12 protein-coding genes and 1 pseudogene are annotated in these 14,507 nt (G+C 62.4%); 9 read left to right on the forward strand and 4 right to left on the reverse strand.

What is annotated here, in order from left to right; genetic code table 11:
* Positions 1–119: 119 nt before the first annotated feature.
* Positions 120–590: a hypothetical protein gene (locus tag HF916_RS14565; protein WP_168789631.1), complete on the reverse strand. Its 471-nt coding sequence runs from the start codon at positions 588–590 to the stop codon at positions 120–122.
* A gap of 198 nt (positions 591–788) precedes the next feature.
* Positions 789–1,793: pseudogene (locus tag HF916_RS14570) on the reverse strand (porin); the annotation flags it as partial.
* A gap of 543 nt (positions 1,794–2,336) precedes the next feature.
* Between HF916_RS14570 and HF916_RS14575 the strand changes: the two are divergent.
* Complete coding sequence (locus tag HF916_RS14575) at positions 2,337–2,873, forward strand: hypothetical protein (RefSeq protein WP_168789632.1); 537 nt, start codon at positions 2,337–2,339, stop codon at positions 2,871–2,873.
* Between the two features lie 221 nt (positions 2,874–3,094).
* Positions 3,095–5,047 (forward strand): PhoX family protein, encoded by a 1,953-nt coding sequence (locus HF916_RS14580; protein WP_168789633.1) that lies wholly within the window; start codon positions 3,095–3,097, stop codon positions 5,045–5,047.
* Between the two features lie 50 nt (positions 5,048–5,097).
* On the opposite strand, the gene HF916_RS14585 is transcribed toward HF916_RS14580, so the two are convergent.
* Complete coding sequence (locus HF916_RS14585) at positions 5,098–5,532, reverse strand: hypothetical protein (RefSeq protein ID WP_168789634.1); 435 nt, start codon at positions 5,530–5,532, stop codon at positions 5,098–5,100.
* 238 nt (positions 5,533–5,770) lie between these two features.
* On the opposite strand from HF916_RS14585, the gene HF916_RS14590 reads away from it, so the two are divergent.
* From HF916_RS14590 to ggt, 6 genes are all read left to right on the forward strand, one after another.
* Entirely contained in the window at positions 5,771–6,472 is a 702-nt protein-coding gene (locus HF916_RS14590; protein WP_168789635.1) for a CDP-alcohol phosphatidyltransferase family protein, read from the forward strand.
* Positions 6,469–7,281 (forward strand): HalD/BesD family halogenase, encoded by an 813-nt coding sequence (locus tag HF916_RS14595; RefSeq protein WP_168789636.1) that lies wholly within the window; start codon positions 6,469–6,471, stop codon positions 7,279–7,281. The genes HF916_RS14590 and HF916_RS14595 overlap by 4 nt, the downstream gene beginning before the upstream one ends.
* The gene (locus HF916_RS14600) at positions 7,278–8,297 is read left to right on the forward strand and encodes a lysylphosphatidylglycerol synthase domain-containing protein (protein WP_168789637.1); all 1,020 of its coding nucleotides are present in this window, start codon (positions 7,278–7,280) and stop codon (positions 8,295–8,297) included. The genes HF916_RS14595 and HF916_RS14600 overlap by 4 nt, the downstream gene beginning before the upstream one ends.
* A 27-nt stretch (positions 8,298–8,324) precedes the next feature.
* A complete protein-coding gene (locus HF916_RS14605; RefSeq protein ID WP_168789638.1) occupies positions 8,325–9,089 on the forward strand; it encodes an NTP transferase domain-containing protein in 765 nt (254 codons plus the stop codon).
* A gap of 218 nt (positions 9,090–9,307) precedes the next feature.
* A complete protein-coding gene (locus HF916_RS14610) occupies positions 9,308–10,711 on the forward strand; it encodes an MFS transporter (RefSeq protein ID WP_168792010.1) in 1,404 nt (467 codons plus the stop codon).
* 220 nt (positions 10,712–10,931) lie between these two features.
* The gene (gene ggt / locus HF916_RS14615) at positions 10,932–12,665 is read left to right on the forward strand and encodes a gamma-glutamyltransferase (protein WP_168789639.1); all 1,734 of its coding nucleotides are present in this window, start codon (positions 10,932–10,934) and stop codon (positions 12,663–12,665) included.
* Positions 12,666–12,800: 135 nt separating this feature from the next.
* Here the strand turns inward: ggt and HF916_RS14620 are convergent, their stop codons facing one another.
* Positions 12,801–13,844 (reverse strand): S1C family serine protease, encoded by a 1,044-nt coding sequence (locus tag HF916_RS14620; RefSeq protein WP_168789640.1) that lies wholly within the window; start codon positions 13,842–13,844, stop codon positions 12,801–12,803.
* Between the two features lie 213 nt (positions 13,845–14,057).
* On the opposite strand from HF916_RS14620, the gene HF916_RS14625 reads away from it, so the two are divergent.
* Positions 14,058–14,456, forward strand: a complete 399-nt coding sequence (locus HF916_RS14625) for a VOC family protein (RefSeq protein ID WP_168789641.1) — start codon at positions 14,058–14,060, stop codon at positions 14,454–14,456.
* The last annotated feature ends 51 nt before the right edge of the window (positions 14,457–14,507 follow it).

Consider the following 14,507-nt stretch of genomic DNA (forward strand, 5'->3'; position numbering starts at 1 on the left):
CGCTTCAGGAACAAAGGGCGGCTATGTTCGCAGATGCGCGGATAAAAAAATAGCCGGCACGCGAGTTAAAAAAATCGCGCGTCGGCGTAGCCTTCAAATCGCAAGCGTGTGACCGAAGCTCAGGTCGCGCAGCGTGCAATATCGAAGCGCATTTCCGGTTCCGGCGGATCGTCCGGCGCGTTCGCGGGATGCATCACCTTGATGACGGAGCCGGCGTTCGACGGCGTCAGCGTCACGAAATACGAGTTGTTCGAATCCGAGCCGACGGCGATTTCCGTCGTGCCGCCGACGCGCGACATACGAACGCGTGACAAACGGCTTTCGAGGCAATCGGCGATATAGGCAGGGGCGCGTTGCGAAGACACGTACATCATCGGCAGGGACGCGTCGCGGGCGGGGCCGCTGGAAGAACCGCAGCCGGCGAGGGCAGCGAGCGCGGCAGCAGCGGGGGCAAGCAGGAGAAGTCTTTTCATGGTCCGATCGTCGGCGTCCCCGGTCGTACGCGGGAACTTGGGGCGCGGGCGAAGCGCAACGCGATGCAGCGCAACGTCATGCTTCGCGACGAAGCCGCCGTTCAACCGCAACGACATCGCAACGTTGCGACGTTGCGGCAAGGAAGGCAGCCGGACTCAGTATACTCACCGGGTGCACGCGTCGTCACTATCCGCGGCAGTCGGCATTGTGTCCAAACGTAAAGGCCATAAAAAACTCGCGACGCGATCGTGTCACGCGCGGTTGTCCGCGAAGCGAATCGAGCCATTCGCTCCGCACGTATCAACTGAACATACTTAAAAGCGATGACGCAAGCCGACTGCGGCTGCCACCTGATTGCCGGTCGACGACGGCGCGAGGGTGTTGATCGCCGCGACGTTCGAACCGAAGTTGCCGAGTTCGCCCGAGGCATGCTGATACACGCCTTCCACGTACACGTCGGTGCGTTTGCTCAGCGAGTAGTCGCCTTGCAGCGACACCGTGTGCCATTTCGGATCGCCCGATCCGTTCGAGCCGAACATCTTGCCGCAGGTGAACGTGTACGACGCCGCGAGGCTCAGTGCCGGCGTCAGCGCATAGCGGCCGTTCACCTCGTAGTTGTCCAGGTGCAGGTTGGTGCCGGCGACGCCAGGCAACGTCGTGCCGCCAACGTCCACGCCGGTGATGCCGTCCAGCTGCGTGTGCGTGTAGACGAAACCGACCGTTGCCGGGCCGTACGTGTAATTGATGCCCGCGCCGTAGGTGCGTTGCAGATTGGCCGCGACCGCTGCAGTGCCGTCGCCTTGCGACACTGCGCCGCTCAGGTTCGAACTGCCCGACTTGTTCAATTGCAGATAAGCGGCGGCAACGCTCAACGGACCGTTGTCATACGAAGCGCCGACGCTCCATGCGCGGTTGTTCGAGAAATCACCGGCCGAGTTGCTGAAACCGTACAGGCCGCCGAACTTCAGGCCCGCGTAGTTCGCGCTCGTGTACTTGATGGCGTTCTTGATCGAGAACGAGTTGTCGAGGTTGTCGTTATCGAGCGGGTGAGACGCCAGGTTGTTGCCGTAGCCCGCGCCTGTTTCGGACAGCGGCGCCAGGTAGTCGACCACCGAGGCGTATTGACGGCCGAGCGTCAGGGCACCGTACTGATCGCTCTTCAGACCGACGAAAGCCTGGCGGTTGAACATCGTGTTGCTTTCCGTGTCCTGCCCGTTATTCAGGTTGAAGCCGTTCTCCAACGTGAAGATCGCATGCAGGCCGCCGCCGAGGTCTTCACTGCCGCGCAGGCCGAAGTAGGTGTTCGACACCGAGCCGCTGCGAAGTGTATTCCTGCTATTCGTATCTTTAATCGCAGACGGCATAACAATGAATTTTCAAATCCGGAATGGCGAATGGGGATTGTGTAAGTGCGGGTAAATAAAGAAAAATCTGTTCCACTATGAATTCATGGATGTCGTGTCAACACCGTGTTGGTGCTCGACCGCGACGACTCGTCGCAAGCCATAATCTGTAGGGGAGAGCGTCTATTTCGAGATGTTTCATCGATTTATTCTGTTTCCCGCAATGCACTCTTTCAATTCACTGGATCTATCTCACGGGATTACGGTTTTGCAATTTGAATTGCCCCTTGACCAAGGGTGTCTTTTTCATCTTTATACGCGGCCTTCGGGTCGCGTATTTTATGTGTTTTTTATAATCGGTTTATAAGTTCCCCCCAATGCGGAAATAGATTGCTTCGATTGCCGATGCGCTTGCCGCGGCTTGTCCGTTCGTCAGAGGGCCGCATCCGCCGTGTGCGGGGCAGGTAGAATTGCGCGCTTGAGATGTGTTTCCGCCCCGCGAACGTGAGTGAACCTGCAATGACCGATACACCCCTTCCATCGTCCGACACCGCTGAAGATCTCACGACGGAAGGCGCGTCCGAACTGGGCGAGACCGTGCACGAGCCACGTCTGTGGCGCGATGACGGCTGGACCGCGCGCGTCATCAAGAATGAAGACGACGAAGGCTGGGCCGTCGCAATGATCAAGGACGGCGAAGCGGAACCCGCGCTCGTCGGTCCGTGGACAATGGGCCGCAACAAGAAGGATCCGAAGCCGCTGGACACGTCGGCGTTCAACACACTGGTGAAGACGGCGTCTGAAGTGCTGCGGCGCCATGAGCAGCAACTGCGCGCGCAACTGCATAAGGAAGTGCGGGTGGCGAGCGCGGACGGCAACGACGAACTCGACATCACGCTCGACATCGTGCCAGACGAAGATGAACCGTACGCGTTGCTGACCGCGCTCGACACATTCGGCGAGCAGCTCGCGCAAGTGCAGGTCGCGCCCAATTTCAAGCTCAGCAAGGCGAGCGCCGCGGCGTGGGTCGAGAACGAGTTTCGCCGTCCGGGTTAGAAGCCGGTGCCGCTCCGGCCTGCGACAGGCTCCGGGGCTGGCCGGCGGTGTCGCTCAAAGGCTTAAACAAAATATTACTAAAGCCTGTCAATATACTTTCATATTCACTTCTTAGAATCCTCGCGTCATAGCGGCGCGAGCGTGAACCATGTGGTTTTTGGGGCTGAGTGCGTGCCGGCTGTGCATTCACCCACGCTACCCAAACACTGGATCACGACAACATGGCACAGCCGCTCGACCTTTCCCGCCGCAAGGCTCTGAAACTCCTCGTGGGCGCGCCAATGCTGCCGCTCGGCGGTCTTGCCACGGCTTCGATGCTGACCGCTTGCGGCGGCAGCGACGAGCTGGCGACGCCGGTCAAACCGGTCGCCAACTTCGTCTCCGCGGCGTTCGCCAGCATGGCCGCGCCGACGCTGGCTGACCCCGCCGCCATGGCGAAGACCACGGTCGGCTCGACTTTGACGGTGCAACTGAGCGACGGCAGCAGCCGCGCGTTCAAGCTGGCGTATCAGCCGTTCTTCGTCACCGGCGACAGCGTGCCGAACGTGAAGGGCGGGACGATTCTTGCCGGCGGCTATTTCGACATCGACAATCAGCCGATCGTCGATAAATCGGTGGCGGGCAAGGAGCGCCAGTTCTACTCGGATTGCCCGGACGGCAGCTCGTTGATCCGCCTCGATAATCCGACGGTGAAGGGCCTCAAGGGCAACGCGGTGTTCGCCGTCGTGCAGTTCGAATACGCCACCCGCGATCAAAGTCTGGTCTCGATGTACGGCCGACTGCCGTCGCCGATCGCCGTGCTCACGCTCGACCAGGACCCGGCCACCGGCAAGCTCACGCTGGCAGGCTACTCGAACGTCGATACATCGAAGGCCCATGGTTTGTGGATCACCTGCGGCGCGAGCCTGTCGCCATGGAACACGCATCTGTCGAGCGAAGAGTACGAGCCGGACGCCACCACGATCGCCAGCAACAGCCAGTTCAAAGGCTTCAGCCGCAGCCTGTATGGCGATGAAACCACCGCGAACCCGTATCACTACGGCCATCTGCCGGAAGTGACGGTCAATCCGGACGGCACCGGCACGATCAGGAAGCACTATTGCCTCGGCCGCATCTCGCACGAATTGATTCAGGTGATGCCGGACAAGCGCACCGTCCTGATGGGCGACGACGCGACCAACGGCGGCCTGTTCATGTTCATCGCGGATCGCGAAGCCGATCTGTCGGCGGGCACGCTGTATGTCGCGAAGTGGACGCAGGTGTCCGCGAGCGGCGCGGGCGCGGCGACGCTGTCGTGGATCAACCTGGGCCACGCGACCAGCGACGAAATCGAGGCGCTCGCGAACCAGCTGCGCGCCAGCGACATCATGGACGTCGTGACCAAGGATCCGCTCGATCCGGCCTACACGAAGATCAACTACAACGGCACGTTCAACTGGGTGCGCGTCAAGCCCGGCATGACGCGGGCGGCAACGTTCCTCGAGACGCATCGCTATGCGGCGTTGGCCGGCGGCAGTATGGGCTTCACGAAACTCGAAGGCACGACGGTCAATATCAAGGACAAGGTGCTGTATTCGGCGATGTCGCGTATCGACAAGTCGATGGTGCGCGGCAATGCCGCATCCACCGACGTGGCCGTCGACAAGACGATCAACGCCGGCGCGGTCTATGCGCTGAACATGAAGGGCGGCCAGCGCGACCGCGGCGGCGCCGCGATCAACAGCGAATGGGTGCCGGCGGACATGGCCGCGCCCGCGGCGCTGGTCGGCGAGGATCTGTTAGCGGCCGACGCGCTCGGCAACACGGCGAATCCCGAGCGCATTGCGAACCCGGACAACCTCAAGTTCTCGGAGAAACTGCGCACGCTCTTTATCGGCGAGGACAGCGGCATGCACGTGAACAACTTCCTGTGGGCGTACAACGTCGACACGAAGACGCTCGCGCGCGTGCTGTCGTGCCCGGCGGGTGCCGAATCGACCGGCCTGCACGCGGTCGATGAAATCAATGGGTGGACATACGTGATGAGCAACTTTCAGCACGTCGGCGATTGGGAAAGTCCGTTGCACGACAAGATCAAATCGACGCTCGATCCGCTCGTGCGGGCGAACTATAAGGACCGGTTCGGGGCGACGGTGGGGTATCTGACGGCGGATCCGGCGGGGATCAAGTTGTAAGGCGGGGGGCGGGTGGTCGTTCCCACAAAGCCCTGCGGCCACCCGCCGCCTCAACTCCGCTTGCAAAAAATCGCCGTAATCAGCGGCGCTACGCGGTGCACGATCGCCGTGCTGCCGGTGCCGGCAATCGCGTTCCGCACTTTGGCCTCGCTGCCGAACACCACGACGCCGTAGGCCGAACTTGCGACCGGCTCGCCGTTGCCCACGTGGAACATGGGATCGTCTTTTTCGTAGCCGACCACCGCGAACACACGAAAGCCGTAGGCGGTCAGATCCGCGCCGGACGTCGGCGAGAAGGCGTTGATCGAGTTGCTCTCCACACGCGTGGGCTTCGGGTCGATCATCTGTTGCTCCGCGAGGTCGGCAATGAACTGATGGCCGCTTTCATTGCAGGCGAGCGGCGCGTCGAGCGCGGTGGCGTAACTGGCGAGCGGCAGCGCGGCGGCCGCCAGAGCAAGGAGTACAGACGAAAGAAAGCGTTTCATAAGCGTGGACGGCCACCTGAATCGATGTAGTGCGTTCGCAACGGGCGGTGGCGCGATCTTGAGACCCGAAAAGACGTTGCGCATCGAAGTAATGCCCTTGACAAGCGCAACTGGTTTGCACTTTATCGCGATTCGGCAAATCTTGCTTTGCAGCCAGCACAGATCGGCAACCAACGACGCCTGAAGAAACGTGCGGGAAGAAAGCAATCTTTTGCGATCCCGTATATATTTCCGGGTTATGAATTCGCGACCCCAAACTCCAATTAACGTTCCGCCGCCCCGAACATGGGACGCGCGGCTCGCCCGCCGGCTCGTGACTCCGCTCGTCGGTACGTGGGTCACACCAAACCATCTGACCACGCTGCGCCTGCTGATCGGGCTGGCAGGCGCGCTCTGCCTCGCTCACGGCGAATTCGCGTGGGCCAATGCCGGCGCCTTCCTGATCGTGCTGTCGAACTTTGTCGACCACACGGACGGCGAACTCGCGCGCATCGGCGGAAAGTCGAGCCGGATCGGTCATTTTTACGACCTCGCGTGCGACGCGCTCGTGACCGTCACGTTATTCGTCGGCATGGGTGTGGGAGCGGGCGCCACGCACATCGCCGGATTGAGGATCGCGCCGGGTGTGCTCGGCGCCGTGGCCGGCGTGGCGATCGCGCTGATTTTCTTCCTGCGCATGCGCATCGAGGAAATGGCCGGCAAGGCGGGCACGAAGCAGGCCTCCGTCGCCGGTTTCGAAACTGAAGACGTCTTGTATCTGCTGCCGATCGTCACGCTGACGAGCGTCGCACTGCCCTTCGTGGTGGTCGCGTCGATCGGCGCGCCGCTTTTCGCTGTTTGGGTGGTGGTCGACTACTGGCGCGTTGCGCGCCGTGCCGCTAGTCCGGCGCCCGTTGCCGCCGGCGCGTCCGAAGCCCGTCAAATGTGGGCCAGCGAATGAGTACGCAGGCCGAAAACGATGTGATCGCGCCCGTTCCCGTCGAACGTTCGCCGGCTGCGTCGCCCGCACCGAATGCCGACCACGCGGTTGCGAGCCGCACGCGCGCGTTTGACAACCCGCGTCTGCGCAAGGATTTCGCCGAGCAGGGCGCGTTTCTCTATCTGGAAGACTTTCTCGCGCCCGAAGTTACGACGCAGCTCGTCCATAGCGCGCGTTCGCTGCTCGACGAAGTGAACCGCAACTATCTGCCGGGTCACAAGCAGGGCGGCAGCGTCAGTCGTCATACGATCGACCGTCTCGCGCCGTTCATCGCCGAACTGTACCGCTCGAAGGAGTTGATCGGCTGGCTGGAGCAACTGAGCGGCGACAAATTACAGCTTTCGCCCGCCGACGATCCGCATGCGTACGCGTTGTACTACTACACGCGGCCGGGCGACCACATCGGCTGGCACTACGATACTTCGTACTATGACGGCCGCCGTTACACGCTGCTGCTCGGCGTGATCGACGAATCGTCTTGCCGGCTCGACTACGAACTTCATACGCGCAATCCGGAGATTCCGGATCAGCCGGGCTCGGTGCAGATTCCGCCGGGCGGCCTGGTGTTTTTCGACGGCGACAAGCTGCGCCATCGCATCACGCCCGCCAGCGCGAACGAAATGCGCGTGTCGCTCACTTTCGAATACGTGACCGATCCGAACATGCGGCCGTGGCGTCGTTTCATTTCGAACATGAAGGACGCGATTGCGTACTTCGGCTTCCGCCAGGTCTTTCGCCAGATGACCCAACGCGGGAAGGGCCGCACATGAGCCGCGCGGCCCTGATTCTGCTGTCGATCGGGACGGCGCTGTTTGTCGGCCTGCTCGCTTGGCAGGGTTTCGGTACGGTCGCCTCGACGCTGCTCACGGCAGGCTGGGGACTCGCGCTCGTTGCGGCGTTCCACCTCGTGCCCCTGATTCTCGATGCCGGTGCGATCTCCGTGTTGTTCCAACCCCGTCGTGACGGCGTGCATCACGATCTGTCGTTGCGCGACGCGCTGTTCGCGCGCTGGATCGGCGAGTCGGTGAATAGTCTGTTGCCGGCCGGCCAGATCGGCGGCCCGGTTGTCATGGTGCGGCAACTGTCCCAGCGTGGCATGCGCATGCGTGATGCGGCCGCTGCAATCACGGTAAGCACGACCGCGCAGGCGCTCGCGCAGATCATCTTCGCGCTGGGCGGACTTTTGCTGTTCGGCGCTTACGCTGCGCACGGCGCGCTGCACGATCTGCAGACCGCCACGCTGATCGCGACCGGCGTCTTGGGCGCGATGATCGTCGGGTTCTACTATGCGCAGCGGCGCGGTCTTTTCGGCCGTTTGCTCGGCGTGGTCTCGAAGGTTTTCGGCAAGCGCGACTGGTCTTCGCTGATGACGCGCGCCGAAGCCGTCGACGCCGCCGTGCAGGCCATGTACCGCGAACGCGGCCGCGTGGCGGCAAGCTTCGCGATGAGCCTGTTGGGCTGGATCGTCGGCACGGTGGAGGTGTGGCTCGCGCTGCGCTTTCTCGGACATCCGGTCGACTGGGTCGACGCGTTGTTGCTCGAAAGCCTGGGCCAAGCCATCCGCGGCGCGGCGTTCATGATTCCCGGTTCGCTCGGCGTGCAGGAAGGCGGCTATCTGCTGCTCGCGCCGCTGGTCGGTTTGCCGCCGGACGCGGCCTTGGCGTTGTCGCTCGCCAAGCGCGCCCGCGAAATCCTGCTAGGCTTGCCGGGTCTGCTGGTTTTGCACTTCAGCGAACGAAGCTGGCAACGGCGCCGCGCGACAGGGCGCGTGCCGGTTGTCGATTAAACTCCGCATTTTTTTAAAGGACCGCGCATGCGTGCCATCATCCTCGCTGCGGGCCTCGGCCTGCGTCTCCAGCAACCGCCGGAAGCTCAGTTCCCGAAGTGTCTGTTGCAATTCGACGGCATGAGCCTGCTCGAACGGCATCTGCAAATGCTCGAAACCGCTGGCGTGACTGAAGTCGTGCTGGCGCTCGGCTTTCAGCCGGAATCGGTGCAGGAGGAACTGGAGCGCATCAACTGGCCGCATCAGGTGGAAACCGTGCTGAACACGCGTTACGACTTGGGCAGCGTGCTGACGGTGCACACGGTCGCTGAGGCGCTGACGCGCGGCGGCGACGTGCTGCTGATGGACGCCGACGTGCTTTACGACGAGCGCATTCTGGCCGCATTGGTGGCGGGCGAGACGGTCAACCGCCTGTTGATCGACCGTGATTTCGAAGCCGGCGACGAACCCGTCAAGCTGTGTCTGAAAGACGGCGTGCCGGTCGAGTTGCGCAAGCAACTCGCCGTCAATCTCGAGTACGACACCATCGGCGAATCGGTTGGGTTCTTCCGCTTCCGTCAGGAGACCGCGCAACGCTTTGCGCAGATCGTGGCCGGCTATGTGGACAGCGGCCGGGCCAACATGCCGCACGAAGAAGCGGTGCGCGATCTGCTGCTGGAGCGCAGCCAGGTGTTCGATACCGCCGACGTGACCGGCGCGCCCTGGATCGAGATCGACTTCCCGAACGACGTGGCTCGCGCGAGCGCCGAGATTCTGCCGCAGTTGCAGCCGCTGGTCAGCGCATCGCGTTAAGCCTGCCTCGTTGCTGATGTAAAGGTTGAGCCGGCTGAATGCCGGCTCAACCTTTTTGCCTTTGTCGCTCGTACACTCGCCGCGCCCGCTGCTTCGATGCGCGTTCAATCATCGCGCATGCACATGTGCGAAAAGACCTCGCGCAACAACATCTGTTGCCGATGCGATGCCATAATCGACGCTTTACACCGACGGCCTTGCAACCCGTCGCCATGCCAATGCCTCTCGCTTTAGGCACTTTCATTGTTCCGCTGATCGTCGCGTGTGCGATGTTCATGGAAAACGTGGACGGCACGGTCATCGTGACGTCGCTGCCGGTTCTGGCGCGCGATCTCGGCCAGGATCCCATCACCCTCAAGCTCGCCGTGACGGCGTACGTCATCGGCCTCGGCGTCTTCATTCCAATCTGCGGCTGGGTTGCTGACCGCTTCGGTTCGCGCACGGTGTTTCGCACGGCCATCGGCGTCTTCATGGCCGGCTCGCTGATGTGCGCGGCTTCCACATCACTCGGCACGTTCGTGGTTGCGCGCTTCGTGCAAGGCCTCGGCGGCGCGATGATGGTGCCGGTGGGCCGCATCATCATTTTCCGTTCGGTGCCGAAGTCCGACTTCATCCGCGCGGTCAACTATTTGACGGTGCCGGCTTTGCTCGGACCGGTGGTCGGGCCGCCGCTGGGTGGTTTCATCACCACTTATCTGCATTGGCGTCTGATCTTTTTCATCAACATTCCAATTGGCCTGCTGGGCATCTGGCTCGCGAACAAACACATCGCCAACGTGCGCGAAGCGCATCCGGGCCGGCTCGACTGGACCGGCTTCTTTTTGTCCGCGAGTGGGGCGTCGCTGTTCATGCTGGGGCTTTCGCTGGTGGGCGGCGAGTTGGTGTCGAACACGGTATCGATCAGCATGTGCGTGGTCGGCGTGGTGTTGCTGACGCTGTATGTGCTGTACGCGAGCCGCGTCGAATTGCCTGTGCTCGATCTGCGACTGCTGCGCATTCCGAGTTTTCACGCGAGCGTAGTGGGCGGCTCGCTGTTTCGCATCGGCCTCGGGGCCGTGCCGTTTCTGTTGCCGCTTGCCTTGCAGGAAGGCCTGGGCATGACGGCGTTCAAGTCGGGGTCGATCACCTGCGCGTCCGCGTTCGGCTCGATCTTCATGAAGGCGGCCGCGTCGCGCATTCTGGAGCGCTTTGGTTTCCGCACCGTGCTGATGTTCAACGCGTGTTGCGCGGGCCTTGCCATCGCGGTCTACGGTCTGTTCTTTCCCGGCACGCCGCATTGGCTGATCTGGTGCGTGGTGCTATTCGGCGGCTTCTTTCCGTCGCTGCAGTTCACGTCGTTGAACACCTTGGCATACGCTGACATTCCGAGCCGCGACGTGGGCCGCGCGACGAGCGTCGCGAGCGTGATCCAGCAGATTTCGTTGGGTCTCGGCGTGACGATCGCGGGTATCGTGTTGCAGATTTCGCATAACGTGCAAGGTCATTCGACCATCGTGTTTTCCGATTTCTGGCCGGCTTTTCTAGTGGTCGGGCTGTTCTCGTTCATGTCGATCCCCATCACCGCTCGACTGCCGCACGGCGCCGGCGACGAGATTGCGCGCGGCAGTCGCGGCCGCGCGTAAGCACAACGCGTGGTGGCGTCGTGCGCGCGGCATACGGCTTGCTGAACGCTTCTGTCTCGGGTTTTTTGACAGACGCTTTTGCGTGTCGTCGGACTGGTCTTTTTTTGTGTGCCGCAACATGGACCCTACGATATACAGCGGCTTCGCAAGCGAACGGTTCACCTGTTATAAATCCAAGGCATCTGTAATCATCGGATGAAAGTCGTCTTGGGGGTAGGTAATGAAGTTGTTCCGCAACGTCAAATCGTCGGCCAGCGGATTTGCGCTGGTCGCACTCGTCACTGTTTCCACCGGCTTTCTCGAAGCCACGCCGGCGATCGCAAAGCCGCCCGCGAAAGCTCAGCCGGCTGTCCTCACGGCCTCCGCGATCGCAGTCGCGGACAAGTTCAGCGCCGACGCCGCCGAGCAGATCTTCAAGGAAGGCGGCAACGCCGTCGACGCAGCCGTAGCGATCGCCTTCACGCTTGCCGTGACGTATCCGGAAGCGGGCAACATCGGCGGCGGCGGTTTCATGACGCTCTATGTCGACGGCAAGCCGTACTTTCTCGACTATCGCGAGCGCGCTCCGCTGGCGGCAACCAGGAACATGTATCTCGACGACAAGGGCGAGGTCATCAAAGGCATGAGCCTGTTCGGCTACCGTGCAGTGGGCGTGCCGGGCACCGTCGACGGCATGTGGCAGGCGCAGCGCCGCTTCGGCAAACTCAAGTGGAAGCAGGTGCTCGCACCGGCCATCCACTACGCGCGCGACGGTTTCGAGGTCAGCCAGCAATTGCAGGAGCGCCGTGACGACGCCGCGAAAGACTTTGCCGGCAAGACCAACTTCGATACCTACTTCGGCAATCTGAAGCAGGGCGTCAACTTCAAGCAACCGGATCTGGCCGCTGTCTTGCAGCGCATTTCGGATCAAGGCGCCAAAGACTTCTATCAGGGCAAGACGGCCGATCTGATCGCGTCGTCCATGCGCGGTCACGGTCTCATCACCAAGGCCGATCTGCAGCAGTACAAAGCAGTGTGGCGCGAGCCGATCCAGGCCAACTGGAACGGCTATCGCGTCTACACGGCGCCGCCTCCGAGCTCGGGCGGTATCGGTCTCGTGCAACTGCTGAAAATGAAGGCCGACATTGCGCCCGACTTCAAGGACGTCACGCTCAATTCCGCGCAATACGTGCATCTGATCGCGGAAATCGAAAAGCGCGTGTTCGCCGACCGCGCGCAGTACCTCGGCGATCCCGACTTCTACAAGGTGCCGGTCGCTCAATTAACTGACGACGCGTACGTCGCCGAGCGCGCCGCCGAAGTGAATCCGAATGCGCCTTCGGACACGAAGAGCATTCAGGCCGGCCTCGGCACGTCGATGCCGGAGAAAGCGGAAACCACGCATTTCTCGGTGATCGACAAATGGGGTAACGCCGTGTCGAACACGTACACCATCAACGGCTATTTCGGGTCGGGCGTGGTGGCGGACCGCACGGGCATCGTGCTGAACGACGAGATGGACGACTTCTCCGCGAAGCCGGGCGTCGCGAATATGTTCGGCGTGGTGGGCAGCGACGCGAACGCGATCGAACCGAAGAAGCGCCCGCTTTCCTCGATGAGTCCGACGATCCTGACGAAGGACGGCAAGGTCTCGCTCGTGATCGGCACGCCGGGCGGCTCGCGCATTTTCACGTCGATCTTCCAGGTGATCAACAACGTCTACGACTACAACATGCCGTTGCAGCAGGCTGTCGCCGCGATGCGCTTCCATCATCAACTGTTGCCGCCGGACACGATCTTCTGGGAGCCGTACAAGCCGATCGACGGCGAACTCGCCAAGCAGATCGAAGCCAAGGGCTACAAGCTGGAAGGGCAGGATTTCAGCGGCGATATCCAGGCGATCAAGGTCAACGGCGATACGCCGGAAGCCGCAGCCGATCCGCGCGGCCGTGGTGTGACGCGCGTGATCCACTAAGCGTTTTTGCAGGGAATTGGGCGGTGCATCTTGAGATGGGATGTACCGCGTGCTGATAGAAAGGCCTCGCGTTCCGGTTAGAACGCGAGGCTTTTTTGTGCTCGTGGAGCACGCAGGCTTCCATTTCTTTAGCTATTAGCTAGCCTGCTCGACCGGTGTCAACGTCAATTCGAGCCGCTGCGCGCCGCGCAACACCGTCACGTTGACCGGCCTGTCGATCCGCGATGCGTCGAGCGTGCGCTGCAAACTGTCCACGTCCTGCACGGCCTGCGTATCGATCGCGATGATCGTATCGTCGGTGCGCAAACCGCCGAGCGCGGCCGGGCTGCCTTTGACGATCTCCATGACGTGCACGCCGCTTTCCGAACTCAAGCCAAAATAGCGCTGCACACGGCGCGACAGCGGCCTGATGGTGCCCGCCACGCCGATATAAGCGCGCCGCACGCGGCCATGCGCGAAGATCTGCATGATCACCCACTTGGCGGTGTCGATTGCGGTGGCAAAGCAGATGGCCTGCGCGCCGGGAATGATCGCGGTATTCACGCCGATCACCTGGCCCGCCGAATTGATCAGCGGGCCGCCCGAATTGCCGGGATTGAGCGCGGCGTCGGTCTGGATCACGTCGTAGATCATGCGCCCCGAATTCGAACGCAGCGAGCGGCCGAGCGCCGACACCACGCCCGTCGTAACGGTTTGCGCGAGGCCGAGCGGATTGCCGACCGCAATCGCAATCTGCCCCACGCGCAGCTTTGACGACTCGCCGAGTTCGACATGCGGCAGTGGCTCCGGCGAGCCGATCCGCAAGACGGCCAGATCGCTGCCGGGATCGTCGCCGACCAGATCGGCGTCGAATTTCGCGCCGTCGGCGAGCGTCACGGTGATGTGCGTGGCGTCGTGCACGACGTGGCTATTGGTGAGCAGATAACCGTCGGGCGTGAACAGAAAACCTGAGCCGGTGCCACCGCGCGAGCCGTGGCCACGGCCGGACGGCTCGGCGGGCAGGCGGCGTTCGACGGCAATGAAGGCGACTGCTTGCTGAACGCGTTCCAGCGCGCCGATCACGGTGCGGGAATAGGCGTCGAGCAGGGCGTCGTCGGAAAAAGGATTGAGTGTCTCGGGCCCGAGGGCGTCGGATGCGGCGCGCGACAGGTCATCGACGAAGCGTGGGCGGCTTCCCATGGCGATGCTCCGGATAAACGGAATGGGAGATGCGGGGCGTCGCGAAGGTTTTCAAGTGGCCGCGAGGCGTGCCGCGGCGGCGCGCCCTGTGAGACACTTTCCGAAGCCCGCCAGCCCGCCAGCCCGCCAGCCAGCGCGAGCGCCACAGCCACCGGCACGGCATGCACCGTGCTGGGCAAATGACACGTCCGCCATGCCAAGGAGAGAGCCGCCATGAACTCAGCCGCCACACCAGCCTCGTCGAACGGGCCGACGGAACCGCAATTCGAATCGATCAGCGCCATCACGCTTGCCACCCGCGATATGCCGCGCGCCGTGCTCTTCTATGAAGCGCTCGGCTTTCCGATGAAATTCGGCGGTCCGCAGGAGGCTTTTACATCGTTTGCGTTCGGCGGTTCGTATCTGAACCTGATCGTCGATACGCGCGCGCCGGTCGCCTGGTGGGGCCGCGTGATCATCTATGTCTCCGACGTCGACGCGCTCTATCGCAAAGCGCTGGCGGCGGGGCTAAAACCGTCGCTGGAACCGTCCGATGCGCCGTGGGGCGAGCGCTATTTCCACATCACCGATCCGGACGGCCACGAACTCAGCTTCGCGAAACCGTTGCGCTAGCGCCGGGCGGCCGGGCAAAACTCGCTATCATGGGCGTCGACAAGGCGCGCG

Origin of the sequence: Paraburkholderia aromaticivorans, from assembly GCF_012689525.1 — a bacterium.
Taxonomy (GTDB): Bacteria; Pseudomonadota; Gammaproteobacteria; order Burkholderiales; family Burkholderiaceae; genus Paraburkholderia; species Paraburkholderia aromaticivorans_A.

Coding starts and splice junctions, on each gene's coding strand:
- HF916_RS14610 (WP_168792010.1), top strand. CDS start 9,308: ATGCCTCTCGCTTTAGGCACTTTCATTGTTCCGCTGATCGTCGCGTGT.
- ggt (WP_168789639.1), top strand. CDS start 10,932: ATGAAGTTGTTCCGCAACGTCAAATCGTCGGCCAGCGGATTTGCGCTG.
- HF916_RS14590 (WP_168789635.1), top strand. CDS start 5,771: ATGAATTCGCGACCCCAAACTCCAATTAACGTTCCGCCGCCCCGAACA.
- HF916_RS14605 (WP_168789638.1), top strand. CDS start 8,325: ATGCGTGCCATCATCCTCGCTGCGGGCCTCGGCCTGCGTCTCCAGCAA.
- HF916_RS14620 (WP_168789640.1), bottom strand. CDS start 13,844: ATGGGAAGCCGCCCACGCTTCGTCGATGACCTGTCGCGCGCCGCATCC.
- HF916_RS14575 (WP_168789632.1), top strand. CDS start 2,337: ATGACCGATACACCCCTTCCATCGTCCGACACCGCTGAAGATCTCACG.
- HF916_RS14580 (WP_168789633.1), top strand. CDS start 3,095: ATGGCACAGCCGCTCGACCTTTCCCGCCGCAAGGCTCTGAAACTCCTC.
- HF916_RS14600 (WP_168789637.1), top strand. CDS start 7,278: ATGAGCCGCGCGGCCCTGATTCTGCTGTCGATCGGGACGGCGCTGTTT.
- HF916_RS14585 (WP_168789634.1), bottom strand. CDS start 5,532: ATGAAACGCTTTCTTTCGTCTGTACTCCTTGCTCTGGCGGCCGCCGCG.
- HF916_RS14565 (WP_168789631.1), bottom strand. CDS start 590: ATGTCGTTGCGGTTGAACGGCGGCTTCGTCGCGAAGCATGACGTTGCG.
- HF916_RS14625 (WP_168789641.1), top strand. CDS start 14,058: ATGAACTCAGCCGCCACACCAGCCTCGTCGAACGGGCCGACGGAACCG.
- HF916_RS14595 (WP_168789636.1), top strand. CDS start 6,469: ATGAGTACGCAGGCCGAAAACGATGTGATCGCGCCCGTTCCCGTCGAA.